17 protein-coding genes are annotated in these 22,013 nt (G+C 69.7%); 13 read left to right on the plus strand and 4 right to left on the minus strand.

The features are described 5' to 3' along the window. Window positions 1-157: 157 nt before the first annotated feature. On the minus strand, window positions 158-922 hold the full coding sequence (locus GR130_RS11780; protein ID WP_159504678.1) for an IclR family transcriptional regulator: 765 nt from the start codon (window positions 920-922) through the stop codon (window positions 158-160). 239 nt (window positions 923-1,161) lie between these two features. On the opposite strand from GR130_RS11780, the gene metH reads away from it, so the two are divergent. From metH to GR130_RS11800, 4 genes are all read left to right on the plus strand, one after another. After that, window positions 1,162-4,674, plus strand: a complete 3,513-nt coding sequence (metH, locus tag GR130_RS11785; RefSeq protein ID WP_159504679.1) for a methionine synthase — start codon at window positions 1,162-1,164, stop codon at window positions 4,672-4,674. A gap of 200 nt (window positions 4,675-4,874) precedes the next feature. Beyond that, window positions 4,875-5,576, plus strand: coding sequence for an HAD family hydrolase (locus tag GR130_RS11790; protein WP_159504680.1), 702 nt, complete (start codon window positions 4,875-4,877; stop codon window positions 5,574-5,576). Window positions 5,577-5,949: 373 nt separating this feature from the next. Next, window positions 5,950-7,557 carry an ABC transporter substrate-binding protein gene (locus tag GR130_RS11795; RefSeq protein ID WP_159504681.1) on the plus strand — a complete coding sequence of 536 codons (1,608 nt, stop codon included), beginning with the start codon at window positions 5,950-5,952 and terminating at the stop codon, window positions 7,555-7,557. Window positions 7,558-7,649: 92 nt separating this feature from the next. After that, window positions 7,650-9,245 (plus strand): ABC transporter substrate-binding protein, encoded by a 1,596-nt coding sequence (locus GR130_RS11800; protein ID WP_159504682.1) that lies wholly within the window; start codon window positions 7,650-7,652, stop codon window positions 9,243-9,245. Window positions 9,246-9,356: 111 nt separating this feature from the next. On the opposite strand, the gene GR130_RS11805 is transcribed toward GR130_RS11800, so the two are convergent. Both GR130_RS11805 and GR130_RS11810 read right to left on the minus strand, forming a co-directional pair. Next, a complete protein-coding gene (locus GR130_RS11805; RefSeq protein ID WP_159504683.1) occupies window positions 9,357-10,028 on the minus strand; it encodes a response regulator in 672 nt (223 codons plus the stop codon). Between the two features lie 131 nt (window positions 10,029-10,159). Further along, the gene (locus GR130_RS11810) at window positions 10,160-11,272 is read right to left on the minus strand and encodes a RecB family exonuclease (RefSeq protein WP_236572985.1); all 1,113 of its coding nucleotides are present in this window, start codon (window positions 11,270-11,272) and stop codon (window positions 10,160-10,162) included. 223 nt (window positions 11,273-11,495) lie between these two features. Between GR130_RS11810 and GR130_RS11815 the strand changes: the two genes are divergently transcribed. The 3 genes from GR130_RS11815 (at window position 11,496) to GR130_RS11825 (ending at window position 14,997) form a co-directional block, all read left to right on the plus strand. Beyond that, window positions 11,496-12,758: a site-2 protease family protein gene (locus tag GR130_RS11815; protein ID WP_159504684.1), complete on the plus strand. Its 1,263-nt coding sequence runs from the start codon at window positions 11,496-11,498 to the stop codon at window positions 12,756-12,758. Between the two features lie 502 nt (window positions 12,759-13,260). Next, complete coding sequence (locus GR130_RS11820; protein ID WP_159504685.1) at window positions 13,261-14,220, plus strand: tRNA (adenine-N1)-methyltransferase; 960 nt, start codon at window positions 13,261-13,263, stop codon at window positions 14,218-14,220. Window positions 14,221-14,415: 195 nt separating this feature from the next. Beyond that, on the plus strand, window positions 14,416-14,997 hold the full coding sequence (locus tag GR130_RS11825; protein WP_159504686.1) for a hypothetical protein: 582 nt from the start codon (window positions 14,416-14,418) through the stop codon (window positions 14,995-14,997). Between the two features lie 90 nt (window positions 14,998-15,087). Here the strand turns inward: GR130_RS11825 and GR130_RS11830 are convergent, their stop codons facing one another. Then, a complete protein-coding gene (locus tag GR130_RS11830; protein ID WP_159504687.1) occupies window positions 15,088-15,381 on the minus strand; it encodes a ferredoxin in 294 nt (97 codons plus the stop codon). 249 nt (window positions 15,382-15,630) lie between these two features. Between GR130_RS11830 and arc the strand changes: the two genes are divergently transcribed. From arc to prcA, 6 genes are all read left to right on the plus strand, one after another. After that, window positions 15,631-17,397, plus strand: coding sequence for a proteasome ATPase (gene arc / locus GR130_RS11835; protein WP_159504688.1), 1,767 nt, complete (start codon window positions 15,631-15,633; stop codon window positions 17,395-17,397). A gap of 274 nt (window positions 17,398-17,671) precedes the next feature. Further along, window positions 17,672-19,183: a depupylase/deamidase Dop gene (gene dop / locus GR130_RS11840; RefSeq protein WP_443043593.1), complete on the plus strand. Its 1,512-nt coding sequence runs from the start codon at window positions 17,672-17,674 to the stop codon at window positions 19,181-19,183. 188 nt (window positions 19,184-19,371) lie between these two features. Further along, the gene (locus tag GR130_RS11845) at window positions 19,372-19,590 is read left to right on the plus strand and encodes a ubiquitin-like protein Pup (RefSeq protein WP_159504689.1); all 219 of its coding nucleotides are present in this window, start codon (window positions 19,372-19,374) and stop codon (window positions 19,588-19,590) included. Window positions 19,591-19,985: 395 nt separating this feature from the next. Then, a complete protein-coding gene (locus tag GR130_RS41550) occupies window positions 19,986-20,189 on the plus strand; it encodes an endonuclease VII domain-containing protein (protein WP_328707591.1) in 204 nt (67 codons plus the stop codon). Then, entirely contained in the window at window positions 20,171-21,016 is an 846-nt protein-coding gene (gene prcB / locus GR130_RS11855; protein ID WP_159504690.1) for a proteasome subunit beta, read from the plus strand. The genes GR130_RS41550 and prcB overlap by 19 nt, the downstream gene beginning before the upstream one ends. Before the next feature lie 69 nt (window positions 21,017-21,085). Further along, complete coding sequence (gene prcA, locus GR130_RS11860; protein ID WP_159504691.1) at window positions 21,086-21,997, plus strand: proteasome subunit alpha; 912 nt, start codon at window positions 21,086-21,088, stop codon at window positions 21,995-21,997. Window positions 21,998-22,013: the final 16 nt, after the last annotated feature.

Below are 22,013 nucleotides of genomic sequence, written 5' to 3' on the forward strand. Positions count from 1 at the left end.
GAGGGCGTTGGTCGGCCCGCGGCAGTCCACACCATAGCGAATATTGCCGTTAGGTGTTCGACAATGCCGACCGACGAACGGCAGTTTTGTTCACCTCCCAGACCCCGTCAAGGGTGCTGTGGCGAAAAACTTAGGTGAACATTTGCCGCGAAACCGGTCAAAATCGCCCTGCGCCAAGATCCCTGGACACCGCACGTGCGCAATCCCTCACCGCAGCGACGATTTCCGGCCGCAGTTCGCCGTCCCGGCACACCCGCTCCACGGCTCCGGTGACCCCCACGGCGCCCACCGGCATCCGCCGCCGGTCGTGGATCGGCGCGGCGACGGAGGCCACGCCGTCCCACGTCTCCTCCACGTCCGCGGCCCAGCCGCGCGCCCGCGTCAGGTCCAGCAGCCCCTCGAAGTCGGCCAGCCCGGTCACCGTCCGCGGCGTGAACGGCTCCCGCTCCGCCTCCACGACCTCGCTGTGCGCCACCGGGTCGTACGCCGACAGCACCTTGCCCAGCGCCGTGCTGTGCAGCGGCTGCATCGCGCCGACCTCCAGCACCTGCCGGCTGTCGTCCGGCCGGAAGACGTGGTGCACGATCAGGACGCCCTGCTGGTGCAGCACGCCCAGATAGACGCTCTCCCCGCTGGAGCGGGCCAGGTCGTCGGTCCACACCAGGGCGCGGGCGCGCAGTTCGTGGACGTCGAGATAGCTGTTGCCCAGCCGCAGCAGCTCGGCGCCGAGCTGGTAGCGGCCCGAGGCCGCGTCCTGCTCGACGAAGCCCTCCTGCTGGAGCGTGCGCAGGATGCCGTGCGCGGTGCCCTTGGCCAGGCCCAGGGAGGAGGAGATGTCGGAGAGCCCCAGCCGCCGTTCTCCCCCGGCGAGCAGACGCAGCATCGCGGCTGCGCGCTCCAACGACTGGATGGTGCGTGCCATCGGGCGACCTCCGAAGTATGCGGTTCGACAATGCTGAACGATATCGGTCCATGCCGACTCTTGGGGAGCGATCCGGGCCAACGACGATCATGGATAGTCGACCGAGCCTCACCCGGGTGCCGCTGTCCACGGCGTGGAACGGGGAACACCTGTCCCGTGCCCGGCAGCTACGCTGGCCGGGTGCGCCCTCTCCAGGAGGGTGCAAAGCCGACAGCCGTCGCAACCACGGGAGCACCTCCATGGCCTCGAAGACGCCATCGTCCACCAGCCCGTCCCGCGTGACCTCACTCCGCGAAGCCCTCGCCTCGCGCGTGGTGGTCGCCGACGGGGCCATGGGCACGATGCTGCAGGCGCAGGATCCGACCCTGGAGGACTTCCAGCAGCTGGAGGGCTGCAACGAGATCCTCAACGTCACCCGCCCCGACATCGTGCGCTCGGTCCACGAGGAGTACTTCGCCGTCGGTGTCGACTGCGTGGAGACCAACACCTTCGGCGCGAACCACGCCGCGCTGGCCGAGTACGACATCCCCGGGCGGGTCTTCGAGCTGTCCGAGTCCGGCGCCCGGATCGCCCGCGAGGTCGCCGACGAGTTCACCGCCGCCACCGGGCAGCAGCGCTACGTCCTGGGCTCCATGGGCCCCGGCACCAAACTCCCCACCCTCGGCCACGCCCCGTACCTCACCCTGCGCGACGCCTACCAGCAGAACGCCGAGGGCATGATCGCCGGCGGTGCGGACGCGCTGCTGGTGGAGACCACCCAGGACCTGCTCCAGACGAAGGCCGCCGTCCTCGGCGCCCGCCGCGCCCTGAAGGCGACCGGCACCGACCTGCCCGTCATCTGCTCCGTGACGGTGGAGACCACCGGCACGATGCTGCTCGGCTCGGAGATCGGCGCGGCGCTGACCGCCCTGGAGCCGCTGGGCATCGACATGATCGGCCTGAACTGCGCCACGGGACCCGCCGAGATGAGCGAGCACCTGCGCTACCTGGCCCGGCACTCGCGCATCCCGCTGTCCTGTATGCCGAACGCGGGCCTGCCGGTGCTGGGCAAGAACGGCGCGCACTACCCGCTCACGGCCACCGAGCTGGCCGACGCCCAGGAGACCTTCGTCGGCGAGTACGGCCTCTCCCTGGTCGGCGGCTGCTGCGGTACGACGCCGGAGCATCTGCGGCAGGTCGTCGAGCGGGTCCGCGGCCTGACGCCGCCCGCGCGCGAGCCGCGCCCCGAGCCCGGCGCCGCCTCCCTCTACCAGACCGTCCCGTTCCGCCAGGACACCGCGTACCTGGCCATCGGCGAGCGGACCAACGCCAACGGGTCGAAGAAGTTCCGCGAGGCGATGCTGGAGGGCCGCTGGGACGACTGCGTGGAGATGGCCCGCGACCAGATCCGCGAGGGCGCCCACATGCTCGACCTGTGCGTCGACTACGTGGGCCGGGACGGCGTGGCGGACATGGAGGAGCTGGCCGGCCGGTTCGCCACCGCCTCCACCCTGCCCATCGTGCTGGACTCCACCGAACTCGACGTGCTGCGCGCCGGCCTGGAGAAGCTGGGCGGCCGGGCGGTGATCAACTCCGTCAACTACGAGGACGGCGACGGCCCCACCTCCCGCTTCGCCAAGGTCACCGCGCTGGCCGCCGAGCACGGCGCGGCGCTGATCGCGCTGACCATCGACGAGGAGGGCCAGGCCCGCACCGTAGAGAAGAAGGTGGAGATCGCCGAGCGGCTGATCGCCGACCTGACCGGGAACTGGGGGGTGCGGGAGTCGGACATCCTCATCGACTGCCTGACCTTCACCATCTGCACCGGCCAGGAGGAGTCCCGCAAGGACGGCATCGCCACCATCGAGGCGATCCGCGAGCTCAAGCGCCGCCACCCGGAGGTGCAGACGACCCTGGGCCTGTCGAACATCTCCTTCGGCCTCAACCCGGCCGCCCGCATCGTGCTGAACTCGGTGTTCCTCGACGAGTGCGTCAAGGCCGGTCTGGACTCGGCGATCGTGCACGCCTCCAAGATCCTGCCGATCGCCCGGCTGGAGGAGGAGCAGGTCACCGCCGCTCTCGACCTCATCCACGACCGGCGCGCCGAGGGCTACGACCCGCTGCAGAAGCTGATGCAGCTCTTCGAGGGCGCCACGGCGAAGTCCCTGAAGGCGGGCAAGGCCGAGGAGCTGGCGGCGCTCCCGCTGGAGGAACGCCTCAAGCGGCGCATCATCGACGGCGAGAAGAACGGCCTGGAGGACGACCTGGACGCGGCCCTGAAGGACCGCCCGGCCCTCGACATCGTCAACGAAACCCTCCTGGACGGGATGAAGGTGGTCGGCGACCTGTTCGGTTCCGGCCAGATGCAGCTGCCGTTCGTCCTCCAGTCCGCCGAGGTCATGAAGACCGCGGTGGCCTACCTGGAGCCGCACATGGAGAAGTCCGACGACGAGGGGAAGGGCACCATCGTCCTGGCCACCGTCCGCGGCGACGTCCACGACATCGGCAAGAACCTGGTCGACATCATCCTGTCCAACAACGGCTACAACGTCGTCAACCTCGGCATCAAGCAGCCCGTCTCGGCGATCCTGGAAGCCGCCGAGGAGCACCGCGCCGACGTCATCGGCATGTCCGGCCTGCTGGTCAAGTCCACGGTGATCATGAAGGAGAACCTGGAGGAGCTCAACCAGCGCAAGATGGCCGCCGACTTCCCCGTCATCCTCGGCGGCGCGGCCCTCACCCGCGCCTATGTCGAGCAGGACCTGCACGAGATCTACGAGGGCGAAGTCCGCTATGCCCGCGACGCGTTCGAGGGCCTGCGCCTGATGGACGCGCTGATCGCCGTCAAGCGCGGCGTGCCCGGCGCCACCCTCCCCGAACTCAAGCAGCGCCGGGTGCCCAGGAAGGCGGCGGTGGAGGTGGCCGAGCCCGAGTCGGAGCAGGGCGCGGTCCGCTCCGAGGTGGCCACCGACAACCCCGTCCCCACCCCGCCGTTCTGGGGCACCCGCGTCATCAAGGGCATCCAGCTCAAGGAGTACGCCTCCTGGCTGGACGAGGGCGCCCTGTTCAAGGGCCAGTGGGGCCTCAAGCAGGCCCGCACCGGCGAGGGCCCCACCTACGAGGAGCTGGTGGAGACCGAGGGCCGGCCCCACCTGCGCGGCTGGCTGGACAAGCTGCAGACCGAGAACCTGCTGGAAGCCGCCGTGGTCCACGGCTACTTCCCCTGCTACTCCAAGGGCGACGACCTCGTCCTGCTCCACGAGGACGGCACCGAGCGCACCCGCTTCACCTTCCCGCGCCAGCGCCGTGGCCGCCGGCTGTGCCTGGCCGACTTCTTCCGCCCCGAGGAGTCCGGCGAGACGGACGTCGTCGGCCTCCAGGTCGTGACCGTCGGCTCGAAGATCGGCGCCGCCACCGCCGAGCTGTTCGCCGCCAACTCCTACCGCGACTACCTCGAACTGCACGGCCTGTCCGTCCAGTTGGCCGAGGCGCTGGCCGAGTACTGGCACGCCCGGGTCCGAGGCGAACTGGGCTTCGCCGGCGAGGACCCGGCCGACGTCGAGGACATGTTCGCGCTGAAGTACCGCGGCGCGCGCTTCTCCCTCGGCTACGGCGCCTGCCCCGACCTGGAGGACCGCGCCAAGATCGCCGACCTCCTCCGGCCGGAGCGGATCGGCGTCCAGCTCTCCGAGGAGTTCCAGCTCCACCCCGAGCAGTCCACCGACGCCATCGTCATCCACCACCCCGAGGCCAAGTACTTCAACGCGCGGTAACCGACGGTAGCGGGACCACCTTCCCCACCGGGGCCACCTTCCCACTGGGACCGCCCTCCCCACGGAGATCCGCGCTCGCCACGCGTTTCGCCGCGCACGGTCGTACACTGGTCGGTCCGGCAGCGGCCGGTCGTTTCCCCAGCCCGGGGAGGCGGCCGGCCCTTTCGTCCCTCCGGGGACGTCCCAACGGAGGTGGATGGATGACCAGCAGCATCCCCGCAGTCGGCACCCGCACAGCCGAAGCCGCGACCCTCCAGGCCGTATTCCTCGATCTGGACGGCACCCTCGTCGACACCGAGGGGTTCTGGTGGGAGGCGGAGTCCGAGGTCTTCGCCGAACTCGGCCACACCCTCGACGACACCCACCGCGAGGTCGTCGTCGGCGGGCCGATGACCCGCAGTGCCGGCTACCTGCTCCGGGAAACCGGCGCCGACATCGGCCTGGCGGAGCTGAGCGCGCTGCTCAACGCGGCGTTCACGGCCCGGATCGGCCGCGGTGTCCCGCTGATGCCGGGCGCCCGCAGACTGCTGGCCGAGCTGGCCGCCCACGAGGTCCCCACCGCCCTGGTCTCCGCCTCGCACCGCAGCATCATCGAGCGGATGCTGCACTCCCTCGGCCCGGAGAACTTCCGTCTCACGCTCGCCGGCGACGACCTGGAGCGTACGAAGCCGCACCCGGACCCGTATCTGACGGCCGCCGCGCGGCTGGGCGTGGACCCGGCCCGGTGCGCCGTCGTCGAGGACACCCTGACCGGGGTGACGGCGGGGGAGGCGGCGGGCTGCCGGGTGGTCGCGGTGCCGTCCGTGACGGCCATCCCGCCCGCCCCCGGCCGTACCGTCGTGGACTCGCTCGAAGAAGTCGATCTCCCTTTTCTGAGGGCACTCATCACGGAAAGCCGCTGAACCGTTCACTGAGCGTGTCCCGGGGAATGCCGTGGAACTCAGGGCAGTGGTGCGCTCATTTTCCGTGACGAATACACCTGTGGAATTCCTGTGGTTCGCAGGCCCATTGAAGGCGTGACGTTTCTCACGTTCCCGGCCGTCGACAGCGGGCCCGACGAGTGATCCAGAGGGCCTCGCCGGAGGCTTCTACGGGGGTAAGTGTCCGGATTGGTGGAGCAACGCGTGAAACGTTCCCCCGTCCGGATATCGATCGCCGCACCGCCGTTATCCCGCCGCCATATCGCCGCAACTCCATTGCGTCGATGACCGGCTGGCGGTGCCTACTAATCTCGACGCGAGCAACACCTCTGCGCTGATAAGGAACCTGCCGACGATGAATCGCAAGACCTTGGTGCTGCCGGCGCTGGCCGGACTCCTCGCCCCGGCTCTCGCTGCGTGCGGAAGCTCGGACGGCGCGGGCTCGGGCGGCTCGCCGATCGTCGTCGGCGTCGCCTCGCAGATCGAGGCCACCAAGGACGCGCCGGCGCCCCTGGACCCGGCGCAGGCGTACGACGTCGACGCCTGGAACGTGTTGCGCAGCACCCTCCAGACGCTGATGCGGCAGCCCCGGACCGGCACCGCTCCGGTGCCGGAGGCCGCCGAGTCGTGCGGCTTCCGCGACACCCAGAACGAGCAGTACCGATGTACCCTCCGCACCGGCCTGAAGTTTTCGAACGGACATGCGCTCACGTCGCGGGACGTGAAGTTCTCCATCGACCGCCTGCGGACCATCAACTACACCAACGGCCCGGTGTCGCTGCTGAACGACATCGACCGGGTCGAGACGCCGAGCGACCGCGAGGTGGTCTTCCACCTCACCAAGCCGGACGCCACCTTCCCGCAGAAGCTCGCCACGCCGGCCGCCGCTATCGTCGACAGCCAGGTCTACCCGAACGACAGCCTCTACAAGGGCTGGGACGTGGTCGGCTCCGGCCCGTACACCGTCAAGACCGAGCGCTCCGGCGACCACCTCACCAAGGCCACCTTCACCAAGAACCCCGACTACAAGGGCGGGCTGACGGTGAAGAGCGACAAGGTCGAGATGCGGTTCTTCGACGACTCCACGGCCATGGAGGCGGCGCTGCAGAAGGGCGACGTCGACCTGGTGAACCGCGGCCTGTCGCCGGACCAGGTCAAGGGCCTGCAGAACTCCCGGGACAAGCACATCATGCTCCAGGAGATGCCCGGCCAGGAGATCCGCTACATCGCCTTCAACACCAAGGACCCGTCGGTCTCCAACAAGGCCGTACGGCAGGCGGTGGCACAGGTCGTCAACCGCTCCCAGCTCGTGCGCGACGTCTACGCGTACACCGGCGACCCGCTCTACTCGCTCGTGCCCACCGGCCTCACCGGCCACATCAACTCCTTCTTCACCAAGTACGGCAACCCCGATGTCGCCGCGGCCCGCCAGACCCTGTCGCAGGCGAACATCACCACCCCGGTGAAGTTCACCCTGACGTACACCAAGAACCACTACGGCTCCAGCACGGCCAAGGAGTTCCAGGCGCTGCAGCAGCAGCTCAACAGCACCAAGCTCTTCGACGTCAGCATCCAGGGCATCGACAAGTGGCAGCAGTTCCGCACCGACGAGTCGAACGGCAAGTACGCGGCGTACGGCATGGGGTGGTTCGCCGACATCCCCGACGCGGACAACTACATCGCGCCCTTCGTCGGCAAGGGGAACTTCCTCAACCTGCCCTACCACAACGACAAGATCGAGTCGGATCTGATTCCGGCCACCCGGCAGCAGACCGACCGCAACGCCGCCGCGGCCGGCTTCAAGGAGGCGCAGGACATCCTCGCCGACGACATCCCGATCCTCCCGCTGTGGCAGGGCAAGCAGTATGTTGCGGCGCGCGATAACGTCACCGGCGTCGAATGGGCCCTCAACTCCTCCTCGGCGCTGCAGATCTGGGAGCTCGGCCGCGGCGTCTCCAGCTGACCGCGGGCCGTACCCTCACCTCGCATCCACCTGCCGCCGCGGCACCCCCGCCGCGGCCCGACCGGCATCACCAGAACGTGAGGAACCACCGAGTGAAGCGTGACCAGTGGCTGGCCGCCCCGATCCGAGCGGGGCTGGCGACAGCTCTGCTCGCGGTCGCCGGGTGCGGCACGGACAACTCACCGGCGGCCGGCCACGGGGAGCCCGTGGTCATGGGAATGACGGACAAGGTCGTCGCCACGGACCCGGCGGCCGGCTACGACCCCGGCTCCTGGCTGCTGTTCAACAACGTCTTCCAGTCGTTGCTGAGCTTCCCCAAGGGCAGTACGACCCCGGAGCCGGAAGCCGCCGAGAGCTGCGGCTTCACCGACACCGCCAGCAGGGTCTACCGCTGCACCCTCAAGGACGGCCTGACCTTCAGCAACGGCGACAAGCTCACCTCACAGGACGTCAAGTTCTCCTTCGACCGCACCCGGCGCATCAAGGACAAGAACGGCCCCGCCGTGATGTTCTCCGCCCTCGACGGGATCGACGCCCCGGACGCCAGAACCGTCGTCTTCCGCCTCAAGTCGCCCGACGCCACCTTCCCCATGAAGATCGCCTCGGGCGCCGGCTCCATCGTCGACCACACCGTCTACCCCGCCGACCGGCTGCGCACCGACGGCAAGGCCACCGGCTCCGGCGTCTACACCCTCGACTCCTACGGGGCCCAGCAGGCCAAGTTCTCCGTCAACCCGTCCTACAAGGGCCCCGCCAAGGTCAAGAACGCCGGCATGACCGTGAAGTTCTTCGGCGGCACCGACCAGCTCAAGAAGGCCGTCCAGAGCGGCGGCGTCGACGTCGCCTACCGCGGACTCGCCATGAAGGACATCGCCTTACTCGACCACTCCTCCCTGCAGCAGCAACACGGCACCCAGGTCGTGGAGGGCGGCAGCGCCGAGGTCATGCACCTGGTCTTCAACCTCGACGACCCGGTCGCCGGCAAGCTCGGCGTCCGCAAGGCCATCGCCTACCTGCTCGACCGTCCCACCCTCGTACGGGACGTCTACCAGCGCACCGCCGAACCGCTCTACTCGGTCGTCCCGGCCGGCATCACCGGCCACACCACCCCGTTCTTCGACACCTACGGCGACCGGCCGCAGCCCGACAAGGCCGCCGCGGCACTCCGCGACGCCGGCATCCAGGGCAAGGTGCAGCTCACCCTGTGGGCCACCCCCGACCGGTACGGCCCCGGCACCGTGCCGGCCGTCCGGGAAATCGCCCAACAGCTCAACGCCAGCAAGCTGTTCGACGCCCAGGTGCGCAGCGTCCCCACCCAGGAATACGAGCAGGGCACGGAGTCCGGCCGCTTCGGCGCCTACGTGAAGGGCTGGATCCCGGACTACCCGGACCCGGACAACTTCACCCAGCCGTTCTTCGGCAAGGACAACGTGCTGGACAACCACTACAACTCGCCCGTCATCTCGGGCCGGCTGCTGCCCCAGACGGCCGACCAGCCCAACCGCGGCGCCACCAAGGCGGCCTTCCGCGAGCTCCAGGACATCGTCGCCAGGGACCTGCCGGTCATCCCGATCTGGCAGGGCAAGCAGTACGCGGTGGCCCGCCAGGGCGTCTCCGGTCTGGAGTGGACGCTCGACTCGTCGACGGTCTTCCGCTTCTGGGAGATCAGCAAGTCCGCCGCGGGCTGACCGCGCCGCAGACGACACCGGGGCCGGTCCGAGAACCTCCGGACCGGCCCCGCCTGCTTGCTGCCCCCGAGCCCGCTCGGCGCCCCTGAGGCCGCCCGCGGGCCTTCGGGACTACTGCGCGCCCGGCCGCACCAGCCCGCTCTCGTACGCGTACACCGCGGCCTGCACCCGGTCCCGCAGCCCCAGCTTCGTCAGCACATGGCCCACATGCGTCTTCACCGTCGTCTCGCTGACGAACAGGTCCGCCGCGATCTCCGCGTTCGACAGCCCGCGCGCCACCAGCTTCAGCACCTCCACCTCGCGCTCCGTGAGCGTGTGGAGGGTGTCCGGCACCTGCTCCTCGCCCGACGGCAGATGACCGGCGTACTTGTCCAGCAACCGGCGGGTGATGCTCGGCGCGAGCATCGCCTCGCCGGCCGCCACCACCCGGATCGCCTGCACCAGCTCGTTGGCCGGCGCGTCCTTCAGCAGAAAGCCGCTCGCGCCGGCCCGCAGCGCCTCGACGACGTACTCGTCCAGGTCGAACGTCGTCAGCACCAGCACCTTCGCCGGGCCGTCCTTCGCCGGGCCGGTGATCTGCCGGGTCGCCTCGACACCGTCCATCCGCGGCATCCGGATGTCCATCAGCACCACATCGGGCTGGAGCGCCCGGACCTGGTCCAGCGCCTGGAGACCGTCGCCCGCCTCACCGACGACAGCCAGATCCTGCTCCGCCTCCAGAATCATCCGGAAACCCGTACGCAGCAGGGGCTGGTCGTCGACCAGCAGGACGCGGATAGCCACAAGCTCTCCTTCGACAGGGCTCGATCTACTCGATCCGCTCCATTCTGCCCTGCGGCCCGTCGTCGCCGTCCCCCGGGCGCACCGGCAACGGCTGCGCCTCCCGGGGCGCAGCCTCCGGACCCTCGGCCGGATCAGCCGCCGCCCGCACCGCCGACGACGGTGTCTCCCTGGGGCGCAGCCTCCGGACCCCCGGCCGATTCAGCAACCGCCCGCACCGGCAACGGCTGCGTCTCTGCGGGGGCAGCCTCCGGACCCCCGGCCGATTCAGCCACTGCCCGCACCGGCAACGGCTGCGTCTCTGCGGGGGCAACCCCCGGACCCCCGGCCGATTCAGCAACCGCCCGCACCGGCAACGGATACGCCGGGGGAGTGCCGCCGAACTCCGGGCAGTGCGCCTGGTGGTCGCACCAGCCGCACAGCTTCGTCGGCCGCGGCCGCCAGTCCCCGGTCTCCGTCGCCAGCCGGATCGCCTCCCACAGCGCCAGCAACTTCCGCTCCACGGCCCGCAGATCGGCCTCGCCCGGGTCGTACGTCACCACCTCACCGCTGCCCAGATACACCAACTGGAGCCGCCGCGGCAGCACCCCGCGCAGCCGCCACACCACCAGCGCGTAGAACTTCATCTGGAACAGCGCGCCCTCGGCGAACTGTGGTCGCGGCGCCTTGCCCGTCTTGTAGTCGACCAGCCGTACCTCGCCCGTCGGCGCCACATCGACCCGGTCGATGAACCCCCGCAGCCGCAGCCCCGAATCCAGCACCGTCTCCACATACAGCTCGCGGTCGGCCGGCTCCAGCCGCGTCGGGTCCTCCAGCGAGAACCACCGCTCCACCAGCGCCTCGGCCTCCGCCAGCCACCGCCCCAGCCGCGCTCCGTCCGCGTCGTCCGCGAACAGCTCGGCCAGCTCCGGGCGCTTGGCCAGCAGCCGCTCCCACTCGCCGGGCACCATCGCGCGCGCCCCGGCCGCCGTACGCTCCGCCGCCGGGGCGTCGAAGAGCCGCTCCAGCACCGCGTGCACCACCGTGCCCCGGGTCGCCGCCGCGCTGGGCTTCTCCGGCAGCTTGTCGATGACGCGGAAGCGGTAGAGCAGCGGGCACTGCATGAAATCGCCGGCCCGCGACGGCGACAGCGCCACCGGCGGCCGCGCCCCGCCCTGCGCCGGCACGCCGGCCGCCTCCCGCGCCGCGCCGGACACACGCCCGCCGCCCTGCGCGGCCGCCTCGGTCTCTTCCGTGCTCCATCCCATGCCACAAAACCCTACGGCCCGCCACTGACAATCGCGGACGGGTCACGAACGGTGAGCGCCCCGGCCCGCCAACCGCCCGCCGCGGACCGGGCGACGGCCCCCGGCACCCGCGTCGGATCACGGTGGGAAGCTCCGCATACCATCGACGTCGGGCACCTTTGCCCTGCATGATCGAGTTATCACGCAGAGCAGGCGCCAATGCCGTATTCGACGAGGGGATGCCGTGGACGAGAGCGGGAAGTCGCAGGACCCCGAGGAGTCCGCGCAGGCCCAGCCGCCCCAGCAGCCCGAGCACACCGACGGCACCAAGGAACCGGCGCCGGACAGGCAGCGGGGCGCCGGCGGCGGCATCCTCATGGGCCGCCCCTTCGGCGTGCCCGTCTACGTCGCGCCCAGCTGGTTCCTGGTGGCCGCCCTGATCACCTGGGTCTTCGGCGGCCAACTGGACCGCGTGCTGCCCGAACTCGGCGCCGCCCGCTACCTGGTCTCCCTCTTCTTCGCGGTCGCCTTCTACGCCTCCGTGCTCGTCCACGAACTCGCGCACACCGTCGCCGCGCTCAGCTTCAGGCTCCCGGTACGCCGCATCCAGCTCCAGTTCTTCGGCGGCGTCTCCGAGATCGAGAAGGAGACCGAGACCCCCGGCAGGGAGTTCGTCCTCGCCTTCGTCGGGCCGCTGCTCTCCCTCGTCCTCGCCGGCGTCTTCTACGTGGGCATGCAGATGGTCGAACCGGGCACCGTCCCCGGCGTCCTGCTCGCCGGCCTGATGATCTCCAACCTCATCGTCGCGGTCTTCAACCTGCTCCCCGGCCTCCCCCTGGACGGCGGCCGGATGCTGCGCGCCGTCGTCTGGAAGCTCACCGGCAAGCCCATGAGCGGCACCATCGCCGCCGCCTGGGTGGGCCGCGCGCTCGCCGTCACCGTCCTCATCGGCCTGCCGCTGCTCACCCACACCGGCGCCCTCGGCCGCGCCCCCGAGGAGATCGGCGGCGCCGACTCGCTCACCGACGCCCTGCTCGCCGCGATCCTCGCCGCCATCATCTGGACCGGCGCCGGCAACAGTCTCCGCATGGCCCGGCTGCGCGAACGCCTCCCCGACCTCACCGCCCGTACGCTCACCCGGCGCGCCATCCCCGTCGAGACCGACACCCCGCTCTCCGAGGCGCTGCGCCGCGCCAACGACGCCGGCGCCCGGGCCCTTGTCGTCGTCGACCGCCAGGGCACCCCCACCGCCCTCGTCCGTGAGGCCGCCGTCGTCGGCATCCCGCACCACCGCCGCCCCTGGGTGCCCGTGGGCACCCTCGCCCAGGACCTCAGGGACGGGATGCGCGTCGGCGCCGAGCTGGCCGGCGAGGACCTCCTGGAGTACCTCCGCGCCACCCCCGCCACCGAGTACCTGGTCGTCGAGGAGACCGGTGAGATCTACGGCGTCCTCTCCACCGCCGACGTGGAACGCGCCTTCGTCGCCGCCATGGCCCGCCCGTCCTGAGACCAACCGGTCCGCGCCCGGCCGTTCCCGAGGCCGCCCGGTCCGCGCCCGCCCGTCCTGAGGCCGCCCCGTCCGCTCCGGCCTCTTCAGAGGCCGCCCGGTCCGCGCACGGCCGCCCGTCCCGACCGGCCCCGTCCGTGTGTCCCGGGCGATCCGACCGGCCCCTACCGGCCGCGCCCCGCCGTCCCTGACGGGCCCACCCCACCCGCTCTCCCGCCGGCCCACTCCGAGCGCACCCCAGCCCGCCCCACCCCACCTCGGCCCGTCCCGCAGCCCGCGGTTCTCGCCGTGCACCCCTGGGTAGCCCCCAGCCGGGGGGCCAGCCGCGTTCGACCGCCCCGATAGCGCCCCCCACCGGCAACGGCGGGCCCCGCCGCCGGGCCCGGCCACCGCCCGTCCGAGCCGCCGCCCGCCCGGAGTACGGTCGGCCCCGCGGGCGCCGGTACCGCCGCCCGCGGCTGCCCTGGTACGGGGCATGCCGAGTGGCCGGTAGGCTGGTCACATGTCCGAACCGACCGGTGCCGCCCGCCGTCGCGGGCCCTTCAAGGTCGGGGACCAGGTCCAGCTCACCGACCCCAAGGGACGCCACTACACCTTCACGCTCGAAGAGGGCAAGAGCTTCCACACCCACAAGGGAGCCTTCCCCCACGACGAGCTGATCGGTGCTCCCGAGGGCAGTGTTGTCCGTACCACCGGGAACGTCGCCTACCTCGCGCTGCGCCCCCTGCTCCCCGACTACGTCCTGTCCATGCCCCGCGGCGCCGCCGTGGTCTACCCCAAGGACGCGGGGCAGATCCTGGCGATGGCCGACATCTTCCCCGGCGCCCGCATCGTCGAGGCGGGGGTGGGATCCGGCTCCCTCAGCAGCTTCCTGCTGCGCGCCATCGGCGACGACGGCATGCTGCACTCCTACGAGCGCCGCGCCGACTTCGCCGAGATCGCCACCCAGAACGTGGAGCGCTACTTCGGCGGCCCGCACCCCGCCTGGACACTCACCGTCGGCGACCTCCAGGACAACCTCTCCGACACCGACGTCGACCGCGTCATCCTGGACATGCTCGCCCCCTGGGAGTGCCTGGAGGCCGTCTCCAAGGCCCTGGTGCCCGGCGGCATCCTCTGCGCCTACGTGGCCACCACCACGCAGCTGGCCCGCACCGTCGAGGCGATCCGCGAACACGGCACCTTCAACGAGCCGTCGGCCTGGGAGACCATGGTCCGCACCTGGCACGTCGAGGGCCTCGCCGTCCGCCCCGACCACCGCATGATCGGCCACACCGGCTTCCTGCTCACCGCGCGCCGTCTCGCCGACGGCGTCGAGCCCCCGCTGCGCCGCCGCCGGCCGGCCAAGGGCGCCTACGGGGAGGACTACGCAGGGCCGGGTGGGCGGGAGAAGAGCGCCCCCGCGAAGCCCGACGGGGCGGCGGCGAAGGCCGGCCCGGACGGCTCCGCCGAGCGCGGCTGACGCTCCCGCTCCGGCCGCCGAACCACCAGGCGCCGCCGACGAGTTCCCCCGACCGGGAACCGCCGGCGGCGCCGTTTCGTTTCCACCCCGGCATCTGCACGGAAAACTCCGCCCCCGCCGGTTCCTTGCCGACCCCTCCTGTGGAACGATGCTGGGCACTCCCACCGCCACAGCACCTCACAGGAGTTACCCCACGTGCAGCCCTTGGCAGGCCAGGACCTGTTGCACACCCAGCCTCACTCCATGCACTGGCTCGCCACCGCGACCGCCATCTCGGCGGTCATCGCGGCCTCGTCCCTCATCCAGCCGCCCGACGCCACGGCCACGGCGGTCGCCACCCCCCGGTCCGCCCGGTCCGCGGCGGCCCCCGACCCGGGCAGGGTGGCGTTCCCCGTCAACTGCGGACCCAACCGCCTCGACGTGACCGAGAAGGTCTCCGGCGACCTCGACGGCACCGGCGGTACGGAGACCGTCGCCGTGGTCCGCTGCCACAGCGAGACCGGGACCCCGCCCAGCGGCGTCTACGTCCTCGCGCAGCCCTCCGACCCCAAGGCCGCACCGCGCATCGTCGCGACCCTCCTGGCGCCCGCCCAGCGGCTCACGGTCCAGGACATCGGCATCCAGGGCCGGGAGGTCTCCACGACGCTCCTGGGCTACTCCACGCTCGATGTGCCGCGCTGCTGCCCCGACGTCCACAAGAGCGTCAAGTGGCAATGGCGGGGCGGGAAGTTCGTCCAGAGCGAACTCCCCGCCGGCGGCGCCACCGAGGGTGTCTGATCCGTCACACGGGGTGCTCGTGTCCGGCGACTTCCTACGCTTCGACTACGCCGTGTCCGTGCCGCGTCCACACCGCGCGATCCGCGCTGTTCAGTCGGCGTCCGGCCCGTAGACCTCGACCCGGTCGGCGACGCGGCGCACGTGGATGCAGTCGCCGGGGCACTCGTTGGCGGAGTCCCGCACGTCGTTGAGCAGCGGCAGGGGGACGGGCGTTGCGGCCCCCTTCTCCTGCAGCAGCTCGTCGTCCGCGCTCTTGACATAGGCCAGGCCGTCGATGTCCAGCTCGAAGACCTCCGGCGCGTACTGCGCGCAGATGCCGTCCCCGGTGCACAGGTCCTGGTCGATCCAGACTTCCAGCTCCGGTGCTTCGTCCTGCGCGGTCATCTCGCCTGCCGTTCCTGCGTACGTGAACCGTTTTTGTCTAAGTGGCGCCAGCCCTGACGGGTGTTGACCGACTCGACGATACAACCGCTCGCTTTCCGATGTTGTTGGGTGGGTATTCCCTTGGCGTGAGGACGTGCGCAAGGGTGAAGATCGGACACACCCCGACAGTCTTTTCGATCTAGGGGTTTCAACCTGCACCGGCCCAGGTAGGGTCAGGAAGCGTCCAGCTCCTTGGAGGAGGTGAGGACCGTGGCAGCCCACGACGACGACATCAACCGCGGCATCCGGCCGGGGCGCGGGTCTGAAGATCCAGCCGGCCAGGTTGCCTATCTTGAGCAGGAGATCGCCGTCCTGCGACGCAAGCTCGCCGACTCTCCGCGGCACACGAGGATTCTCGAAGAGCGGATCGTCGAGCTGCAGACCAACCTGGCCGGCGTTTCCGCTCAGAACGAGCGTCTCGCCAATACGCTCCGCGAGGCCCGCGACCAGATCGTCGCGCTCAAGGAGGAGGTCGACCGGCTCGCACAGCCGCCGGCCGGCTTCGGTGTCTTCCTGCAGGCGAACGAGGACGGCACGGTCGACATTTTCACCGGGGGCCGAAAGCTCCGGGTGAATGTCAGCCCCAGCGTGGAGATCGACGACCTCCGGCGCGGCCAAGAGGTCATGCTCAACGAAGCGCTCAACGTGGTCGAGGCCATGGAGTTCGAGAGCGCCGGCGACATCGTCACCCTCAAGGAGATCCTGGAGGACGGCGAGCGCGCGCTGGTCATCGGGCACACCGACGAGGAGCGGGTGGTGCGGCTCGCCGAGCCGCTGCTGGACACCACCATCCGCCCCGGCGACGCCCTGCTGCTCGAAACCCGCTCCGGCTACGTCTACGAGGTCATCCCGAAGAGCGAGGTCGAGGAACTGGTCCTCGAAGAGGTTCCGGACATCGACTACACCAAGATCGGCGGTCTGGGCGGCCAGATCGAGCAGATCCGGGACGCGGTCGAGCTCCCCTACCTCTACCCCGACCTCTTCAAGGAACACGAACTCCGCCCGCCCAAGGGTGTCTTGCTCTACGGCCCGCCCGGCTGCGGCAAGACGCTCATCGCCAAGGCGGTCGCCAACTCCCTTGCCAAGAAGGTCGCCGAAGTCACCGGGCAGCCGGCCGGGAAGAGCTTCTTCCTGAACATCAAGGGCCCCGAGCTGCTCAACAAGTACGTCGGCGAGACCGAGCGGCACATCCGCCTGGTCTTCCAGCGCGCCAGGGAGAAGGCGAGCGAGGGCACGCCCGTCATCGTCTTCTTCGACGAGATGGACTCCCTCTTCCGCACCCGGGGATCCGGCGTCAGCTCGGACGTGGAGAACACCATCGTCCCGCAGCTGCTCTCCGAGATCGACGGTGTGGAGGGCCTGGAGAACGTCATCGTGATCGGTGCCTCGAACCGCGAGGACATGATCGACCCGGCGATCCTGCGCCCCGGCCGTCTCGACGTGAAAATCAAGATCGAGCGTCCGGACGCGGAGGCCGCCAAGGACATCTTCTCGAAGTACCTCACGGAAAACCTCCCGCTGCACGCCGACGATCTCGCCGAGCACGGCGATTCGCGCAAGGCCGCGGTCAGCGGGATGATTCAGTCGGTCGTCGAGCAGATGTACGCGGAATCCGAGGAAAACCGATTCCTGGAGGTCACCTATGCCAATGGTGACAAGGAAGTCCTTTACTTCAAGGACTTCAACTCCGGCGCGATGATCGAAAACATCGTCGGACGTGCGAAGAAGATGGCCATCAAGGCTTTCCTCGAGCACAACCAGAAGGGTCTGCGGGTCTCCCACCTCCTCCAGGCGTGTGTGGACGAGTTCAAGGAGAACGAGGACCTGCCCAACACCACCAACCCGGACGACTGGGCCCGGATCTCCGGAAAGAAGGGCGAGCGGATCGTGTACATCCGCACCCTCGTCACCGGAAAGCAGGGCGCGGACACCGGTCGCTCCATCGACACGGTGGCCAATACCGGCCAATACCTGTAACACCGCTCTCCGGCTGCGGATGTCCTGCACGGGGCGTCCGCAGCCGGACGCTTTTGCGGGGGCGAGCGGACCGCCCCCGCGGGCAGCGATGAACCAGGGAAAACCGGACTGGAGCAATGACTGTAATGATCTCCCCAGCGCCGCAAAGGCGTTCTAGGCTCTTCGGTACCGCTGCGTCACGCTGTGCTGACGCGGGGCACGCACACGGACCGGAAGCGCAGCGGTACTTGAGCGCCGACCCCACCCGGGGGCGCCGCCGGGCAAGGAGGGCCGCATGACCGTACGGCGAGTAATGGGGATCGAGACGGAGTACGGGATCTCCGTCCCCGGCCACCCGAATGCCAATGCCATGCTCACCTCGTCCCAGGTCGTCAACGCCTACGCGGCGGCGATGCACCGGGCACGCCGTGCCCGCTGGGACTTCGAGGAGGAGAACCCGCTGCGGGACGCCCGCGGCTTCGACCTCGCCCGCGAGGCCGCCGACTCCAGCCAGCTCACCGACGAGGACATCGGCCTGGCCAACGTCATCCTCACCAACGGTGCCCGGCTCTACGTCGACCACGCCCACCCCGAGTACAGCGCCCCCGAGGTCACCAATCCGCGCGACGCGGTCCTCTGGGACAAGGCCGGCGAGCGGATCATGGCCGAGGCCGCCGAGCGGGCCGCCCAGGTCCCCGGCGCCCAGCCGATCCACCTCTACAAGAACAACACCGACAACAAGGGCGCCTCCTACGGGACGCACGAGAACTACCTGATGAAGCGGGAGACCCCCTTCTCGGACATCGTGCGCCACCTGACGCCGTTCTTCGTCTCCCGGCAGGTCGTCACCGGCGCCGGCCGGGTCGGCATCGGCCAGGACGGCCACGAGCACGGCTTCCAGATCAGCCAGCGCGCCGACTACTTCGAGGTGGAGGTGGGCCTGGAGACGACCCTCAAGCGGCCCATCATCAACACCCGCGACGAACCGCACGCGGACGCGGAGAAGTACCGCCGGCTGCATGTGATCATCGGCGACGCGAACCTCTCCGAGATCTCGACGTACCTGAAGCTGGGCACCACCGCGCTGGTGCTGTCCATGATCGAGGACGGCTTCATCGCCGTCGATCTCGCCGTCGAGCAGCCCGTACGCACTCTGCACCACGTCTCGCACGACCCCACGCTCCAGCACCTGATCACGCTCCGCAGCGGCCGTACGCTCACCGCCGTACAGCTCCAGATGGAGTACTACGAGCTGGCCCGCAAATACGTGGAGGACCGCTACGGAGCGGATGCGGACGAGCAGACCAAGGACGTCCTGACCCGGTGGGAGGACGTGCTCGGGCGGTTGGAGAACGACCCGATGAGCCTGTCCGGCGAGCTGGACTGGGTCGCCAAGCGCGAACTCATGGAGGGCTACCGCCGCCGGGACGGCCTGGACTGGGACGCCGCCCGGCTGCACCTCATCGACCTCCAGTACGCCGACGTGCGCCCGGAGAAGGGCCTGTACAACCGTCTGGCGGCCCGCGGCAAGATGAAGCGGCTCCTGGACGAGTCCGCGGTGGAGCGGGCCGAGCTGAAGCCTCCGGAGGACACCAGGGCGTACTTCCGCGGCAGGTGCCTGGAGCAGTACGCGGACGATGTCGCCGCCGCCTCGTGGGATTCGGTCATTTTCGATCTGCCCGGCCGTGACTCCCTGCAACGGGTGCCCACGCTGGAGCCGCTGCGCGGGACCCGTAAGCACGTCAAGGAGCTGCTGGACCGGTGCCGGACGGCGGAAGAGCTGGTCAGGACGTTGTCCGGTCGCTGACGGACGGCAGGTCCATGGCAAATTCGCCATGATCGGCAGCTGATCCGCGGCTGAAAAGGCCGCGGCGCGGGAATCATCGAGGTGACTCCCGGGCGTTGCAGCAAGTGCAGGGCCGATGTCGGACCCTGCTTGTAGGGTCGGATCTTGAAGGTCACATCGAGCGGGGCGAACCGAGCGGGGTGAGGGATATGGCGACCAAGGACAGCGGCGGCGGACAGCAGAAGGCCACCCGTTCCACCGAAGAGGTCGAGGAGCAGCAGCAGGACGCGCAGGCGTCGGGCGACCTCAAGGAACGCCAGGAGAAATTGTCGGACGACGTGGATTCGGTGCTGGACGAAATCGACGATGTCCTCGAGGAGAACGCCGAGGATTTCGTGAGGTCCTTCGTTCAGAAGGGTGGGGAGTAGGTTCGCCTTCAACTCGAAGGTCTACGGGGGGCTGGGTGAGTGATCAGTCAGAGGTGAAGCGGTGCTCGCGGTGTCGTGTGCACAAACCGCTGGCAGGCTTCGCGTCCAACAAGGCGATGAGTGACGGATTGCAGGCGTACTGCCGGGAGTGCTCTGCGGAGTACTACCGGCAGCGCCAAATGGCCAAGGGCCGGACAGTACGCGAGAAGGTGCCCGTGCCTCGGGGATTCAAGCGGTGTCCGCAATGTCGTGAGGTCAAGTCGCACGAACAGTGGGAGCGCAACAAAACATCGTCGGACGGCTGGGCGAGCTACTGCCGATCGTGCCGGGCCGAGCGGAATCGCGAGAGTTATTTTCGGCGTAAGTACGGCCTCACACCAGCCGAATTGGACGAAATGATCGCGGAGCAGCAGGGCGTGTGTTGCATCTGCCTGGTCGCTCCAGCCGAGCATGTGGATCACTGCCACCAGACGGGTAAGGTCCGTGGCGTACTGTGCTTCAGCTGCAACGCAGCCCTAGGACAGTTCAAGGATCGGCCCGACGTCATACGACGAGCCATCGCATACCTGGAAGGAAACTCGTGGAAGCCAACCCTCTGAGCACAGGGCGTCTGCCAGCTGCCTTCCTGACGCCTGGATCCTCCTCGTTCATGGACTTTCTCGGTGCGCACTCGCCCGAGCTGCTGCCCGGCGGCCGCTCGTTGCCACAGACGCAGGGCGTCATCGAGGCGCCGCACGGCACGACCATCGTGGCGACGTCCTTCCCCGGCGGTGTGGTGCTCGCCGGTGACCGTCGGGCGACGATGGGCAATGTGATCGCGCAGCGCGACATCGAGAAGGTCTTCCCGGCCGACGAGTACTCGGCGGTCGGCATCGCGGGCACGGCCGGGCTCGCGGTGGAGATGGTCAAACTGTTCCAGCTGGAACTGGAGCACTTCGAGAAGGTCGAGGGGACCCAACTCTCCTTGGAGGGCAAGGCGAACCGTCTCTCGACGATGATTCGGAGCAACCTCGGGATGGCCATGCAGGGCCTCGCCGTGGTGCCGCTGTTCGCCGGCTACGACGTCGACCGCGAGAAGGGCCGTATCTTCTCGTACGACGTCACCGGCGGGCGCTCGGAGGAGCACGGCTTCGCGGCGACGGGCTCCGGCTCGGTCTTCGCGCGCAGTGCGCTGAAGAAGCTCTTCCGCGAGGACTTCACGGAGCATCAGGCCGCCACCGCAGTCGTCCAGGCGCTGTACGACGCCGCCGACGACGACTCGGCGACCGGCGGGCCGGACATGGCGCGGCGGATCTACCCGATCGTCACGGTGATCACGGAAGAGGGCTTCAAGAAGCTCACCGAGGCCGAGGTCTCGGAGATCACCCGTGCCGTTCACGAGCGCCGCCTCGACCAGCCCGACGGCCCGCGCGCCGCGCTGCTCTGACGGGACGGATGTTCCGCCATGCGCCCCCAGCCACCGAGAGAGCTTTTGACAGGAAGGGACGGATAGCCGGTGTCGACGCCGTTCTATGTCTCACCCCAGCAGGCCATGGCCGACCGCGCCGAGTACGCCCGCAAGGGCATCGCGCGCGGCCGCAGCGTCGTGGTGCTGCAGTACACCGACGGCGTGGTCTTCGTCGCCGAGAATCCCTCCCGCGCCCTGCACAAGGTCAGCGAGATCTACGACCGCATCGCCTTCGCGGCGGTCGGCAAGTACAACGAGTTCGAGAGCCTGCGGATCGGCGGGGTGCGCTACGCCGATCTGCGCGGCTACACCTACGACCGGGAGGACGTGACCGCGCGCGGTCTGGCGAACGTCTACGCCCAGACGCTCGGCTCGATCTTCTCCAGCGCGGCGGAGAAGCCCTATGAGGTCGAGCTGATCGTGGCCGAGGTGGGCAACGCCCCCGAGGACGACCAGATCTACCGGCTGCCGCACGACGGCTCGATCGTGGACGAGCACGGCTCGGTCGCGGTGGGCGGCAACGCCGACCAGATCAGCAGCTATCTCGACCAGCGGCACCGCGACGGGATGACGCTGGCGGAGGCGCTGCGGCTGGCGGTGGACTCGCTGTCGCGGGACACCAACGGCGGCGAGCGGACGCTGACCGCCGAGCACCTCGAGGTCGCCACCCTGGACCGTACGCGCCCGCAGCAGCGGAAGTTCAAGCGGATCCTGGGCCGCCAGCTGTCCCGGCTGCTGGACGAGCATGGTGCCTCGGGGGAGGAGAAGGCCGACGCCGAGGGGGACGCGGGCGAGTCCTCGGGTGCCGGTGACGCGTCCGGCGCGGCCGGCAAGGGTGCCAAGGGTGCCAAGGGGAAGGGCGCCAACGGCAAGGCCGCTGAGGGCGGAGCCGGCGCCGAGGGCGACTCCGGTGCGGGCACCGCGGACGGGAGCGAGGAGGAGTCCGGGTCCGCGGACTGAGGATTCCGGAGGATCA

This window comes from Streptomyces sp. GS7, assembly GCF_009834125.1.
In the GTDB taxonomy this organism is placed as follows: domain Bacteria; phylum Actinomycetota; class Actinomycetes; order Streptomycetales; family Streptomycetaceae; genus Streptomyces.